This is a genomic window from Pseudomonadota bacterium, from assembly GCA_022361155.1.
In the GTDB taxonomy this organism is placed as follows: Bacteria; Myxococcota_A; Polyangia; order Polyangiales; family JAKSBK01; genus JAKSBK01.
In genome coordinates this window covers 1-3706 of sequence record JAKSBK010000352.1, presented here as the reverse complement: position 1 = coordinate 3706, position 3706 = coordinate 1, and the positions used below count along the sequence as shown (strand labels likewise).

General features: G+C 65.2%; 6 protein-coding genes. 1 reads left to right on the top strand and 5 read right to left on the bottom strand.

The window, feature by feature from the left end; all coding sequences use genetic code 11:
- Positions 1–189 (top strand): hypothetical protein (locus MJD61_13700; protein ID MCG8556326.1); only part of this gene is annotated, 189 nt, incomplete at its 5' end.
- A gap of 411 nt (positions 190–600) precedes the next feature.
- On the opposite strand, the gene MJD61_13695 is transcribed toward MJD61_13700, so the two are convergent.
- The 5 genes from MJD61_13695 to MJD61_13675 form a co-directional block, all read right to left on the bottom strand.
- Entirely contained in the window at positions 601–1212 is a 612-nt protein-coding gene (locus MJD61_13695) for a tyrosine-type recombinase/integrase (GenBank protein MCG8556325.1), read from the bottom strand.
- A 43-nt stretch (positions 1213–1255) separates the two neighbouring features.
- The gene (locus tag MJD61_13690; protein ID MCG8556324.1) at positions 1256–1804 is read right to left on the bottom strand and encodes a hypothetical protein; all 549 of its coding nucleotides are present in this window, start codon (positions 1802–1804) and stop codon (positions 1256–1258) included.
- Entirely contained in the window at positions 1801–2322 is a 522-nt protein-coding gene (locus MJD61_13685; protein ID MCG8556323.1) for an AHH domain-containing protein, read from the bottom strand. Before MJD61_13685 ends, MJD61_13690 begins: the two co-directional genes overlap by 4 nt.
- The gene (locus MJD61_13680) at positions 2309–2587 is read right to left on the bottom strand and encodes a hypothetical protein (GenBank protein MCG8556322.1); all 279 of its coding nucleotides are present in this window, start codon (positions 2585–2587) and stop codon (positions 2309–2311) included. Before MJD61_13680 ends, MJD61_13685 begins: the two co-directional genes overlap by 14 nt.
- Positions 2584–3706: RHS repeat-associated core domain-containing protein (locus MJD61_13675; GenBank protein ID MCG8556321.1), on the bottom strand; the 1123-nt coding region annotated here is incomplete at its 5' end. The genes MJD61_13680 and MJD61_13675, both read right to left, overlap by 4 nt.

Here is a 3706-nt window from a genome sequence, read left to right as displayed (position 1 = left end):
TCGAGCATCGTCTTGCTGTACTCGATCAACTCAGAGGAGCTCGGGGATTGCTCCCCCGAGCTCTTCGTCCTTCGGCTGGCTCCGCCACGATCTTCGCCCGCGCGCCTAACCAAGCGCCAAAAAGACGCGCTTCAAGCCCCGAGTCTTCGGTGGGTGCCTTGCTTGATCCAATTGGCCAGCTCCGTTTAGACGCGCTTTTCCACCCCCGGCGACAGACGCCACCTCGTGAACCTCCCACTCTGCCTGAACCCGGCGGTTCACCACCGAAGCGTTCGCCACTTGTCCGGCCTGTGTGGCCCTTCGAGGCCGGGCAGACTGGGACGGTCAACCGCCGGTTTCCGCAGTTGTGGCTGGGCTCTTCGGCGATCTCGACGAGAACAACATCGAGGCTGTGTTCACCGGCGGACCCACCGAGGGGTGGGGGGCCGGTTCATCTTTCGGAAGCTGACATGAACTGCCCACGTGTGCCCGGCCTCGACTGCGACAGCCGAGCATCCGGCGATGTGCACAGCCCGGTTCGATGCCGTGTCCATCGTGACCACCGCCATCACGAAGTCCGAGATGGACACCGTGACTCTGCAAGTAGGTCCGAGACGCGCCTCAGCACCGCAGCCCCTCGACGGCCCGCACCAAGTCATCCTCACTCGGGTGCGTGTAGACCATGGTCGTGACCAGGCTGCGATGCCGCGCGAAACGCTGCGTCAGGCGGATGTCCTTGGTGAGCGCGTACAGATTGGTCACCGCCGAGTGGCGAAGCATATGAAACGTGACCCGCCGCTCGAATCCGGCCCGGTCCTGCCACACGGTGAAGCCGTGACGGACCTGCCGCAGGGACAGACGTCGCCCGAGGCGGCTGACGAAGAGCGGGGCGTCATCGTCGAGGCACTCACGCTCGCGGGCCTTCCAGGCCCAGAATCGGCGCAGCTTGCCGCGCAGGGACTCGCTGAGCAGGACCTCCTGCGTGCCGCCGCTGCGCTGTGCTCCTTTGAAGACGGAGAGCTGCAGCCTGCGCCTGGGCCGGCCCTCCCGAAACACATCCTCGACATCCAGCCCGATGAGCTCGTGCTCGCGCAGGCCCGTGCCGAGGGCCATCGCGTACAGCACGTGATCGCGGTAGCCCGCTCGGTGCTCGCCGGTGACCTTGAGCAGGGCTCTCTGCTCGCGTTCGGTCAAGGTCCGTGGGGTGCGTGCCCCGTCGGCGTAGTTCGCCATCGTGGAGGATGAAGGCGTGGCGTGGGCGGGATGGCAAGGTCGCTCAGCTCGAAGACCACACCTTCTTGAAGTCGAGGCCCTTCAGGCCTGCCGAGTTCCACAACTCCACGAACCGCTCGCCTACAAACGTGGGGCTCACGCGTAGATTCGGAATCTTGAAGGCCGATGTCTGCGCTACCACGTCCGCTCGGAAAACGTGCTTCATGATGCGCATGATCCGCCCGTTGGAGAACCGCAGGACGGATGACGTGGCCTCGTCAAAGGCGTCGACTACCCTGGGATTGAAAATCGCCAGGTCCGCATCAGGACAGCCTACCGGGAGCAGCTCACCGTGTTCCTCCAAGAAGGCACCGACTCGGTCTAGCGCTCGCTTGCGGAAGATGAGCGCGTGTGACCCCAACCAGGGCGAATCGGATTCCATCAGAGGCTTGCCCTCGTCCTCGCGGACGAGACGCATCTGAAGCGGTGTCCACGTTTGTCCGCGCTGCGTGCCATCAATCTGCACGTTGAGCGTTTCGAAGTTGCCTTCGTCAACTGGGTGGCAAAACTCGAAGCCCTCCGCTCCGATGGGTACGTACACTGCTGTGCTCACAGCCCACCTCCAAGCAATCCTTGACGAAGCGCACCCAGCACCTCTAATGCCTCGGCCCGTGTCGTCGCCTGGCCGAGCGCATCGTTGACTGCCTGGTAGTAGGCGCGCGTGTGCACGGTCGAATGGACCGCAGCACCGGCCGCATTCGGTGCTGCGCGGGACGCCGGAAGAAACACGCCATTCGCCGCATCGTTGATGCCAATACCGAAGCGCTGGAGTGCCGCACGTGCTGGGGCAGCTGCTTTGGCCCCGCCTGCGACAATGTGATGTGCGGCAGAACTAGCCGGCCTCACATGCCCGGCGGCTTCAAGAGCCTGGCCGAGCGCCCGCGACGAAGCCCTCGTGACGGCAGGAACCGCCCTTGAGGCGATGCTGGGGCTAGGTCCGGGCTCCAGTCGAGCGGCTTGGGCTGGCAGGTGCAGCGCGAACACGAACGTTGCCAGGGCCAGCCGTACCACCAGCTGAGCGTTTGTGGCTGCCCATCGTAGCCGTACTTTCCAGTGGCTAGGGATTGCCACACCAGCCCTGGGCCACTTGCAGCGCCTGATCCAGCGCCTCCTCCAAAGTGGGTGGATCGGACGAAAAGGTCTGCTTCTGCCGTCGGTAATCCCAAGCGTAGACGGTGACCACATCCCCCTCCACTTCGACCCAGACTTGGGCGCGACCCGATGGGCCAACCAGCTCGAACGAGCGTACTTCAGCGTCTTGGTACTGCGTTGAAAGAGGAAGGCGATTCCTGGCCGCCCATGCGCGGATCGTGGGGTCTATCTTGGTGAAGTTCATGGTAGCGGTACTCCTGGGCCAAAGCTGGAGTTTGGTATCCGGTCAAGTAGCTGGAACTGTTCAGCACCGCCGCGACGACCGAATGCCGGCAGTGCCCGAGAGCGTTGAAGTCGGGTGCCCGCAGGCACCACGACCTTCTGAACGAACGTCGCGGTGTTGCCCGGCGGCAGAGCGAGCGCCTCTCGGGCGAACGCACTGCTTGAGGGCTTCACGGAGGTCAGGAACGTGCCGCGGGTGCTGTCACCCGAGAACACACGATAGAAGGTGCGCTCCCTTTGGGTGACGAACGAGATGATGCGGCCACCGGCGTTCGGAACGACCTTGCCGGCGGGCAAAGCCTTGGGTGCCCCCCTTGCGGCAGCGGGTCGGGCCACGGTGCCTGCGAGTTTGCCCGCGCCCCTGGCTAGGCCGAGTCCTGCGAGTCCGGCTGCGGCGCCGCTGGCGAGGTCGCCTGCGGTTGCTTGCTCGCCACGGACGATTTTCTCGGTGAGTACGGCGGAGGCGCCGCCGAGGGCTGCGCTGCCAGTCTGGGCGGCGAGGCTGAGTCCGGCGGTGGCGGCTGCCATGGCTCCTGCGAGCGCTCCCGCGGCGGCGGCTGCCAGCAGCCTGCGGCCGTCGACCCGTCCCTCGGACATGAGCTGACGAAACAGCTCCACACCTCCACCCATGAGACCGCCTGCTCCTGCCCCAAAGGCGATGTGGGGTGCCTGCCCGTCGGGATCGGTCAGCGTGATCGGGCTGTTGTAGCTGTAGGTGTACAATCCGAGATTCCTGGGGTTGTACACGCCCCCGTTGGGCTGGCCGCGCAGGTAGCTGTCGAGGATCGGGTCGGGGGTCATCCACCTGGCGAGCAGGGGGTCGTAGTCTCGGGCGCCGAAGTGGCTTAGGGCTGTCTGCGGGTCGTGTTCTTTGTGGCTGAAGCCGTAGGGGTCGCTGGAGGCGGTTAGGGTTTGGCCGAAGGGTTGGTAGTGGTGGGTTGCGAGGAGCTTTCCCTGGGGGCTTGTGATGAGGGCGACGCTGCCGAGGTGGTCGGTGTGGTAGTGGATGGCCTCGCTCGGTGGCTCGCTCGGGCCGCCGAAGCAGGAGCTTGTGGTGGCGGCGAGCAGCAGGGCGAGGGCG

Coding starts and splice junctions, on each gene's coding strand:
- MJD61_13695 (MCG8556325.1), bottom strand. CDS start 1,212: ATGGCGAACTACGCCGACGGGGCACGCACCCCACGGACCTTGACCGAA.
- MJD61_13680 (MCG8556322.1), bottom strand. CDS start 2,587: ATGAACTTCACCAAGATAGACCCCACGATCCGCGCATGGGCGGCCAGG.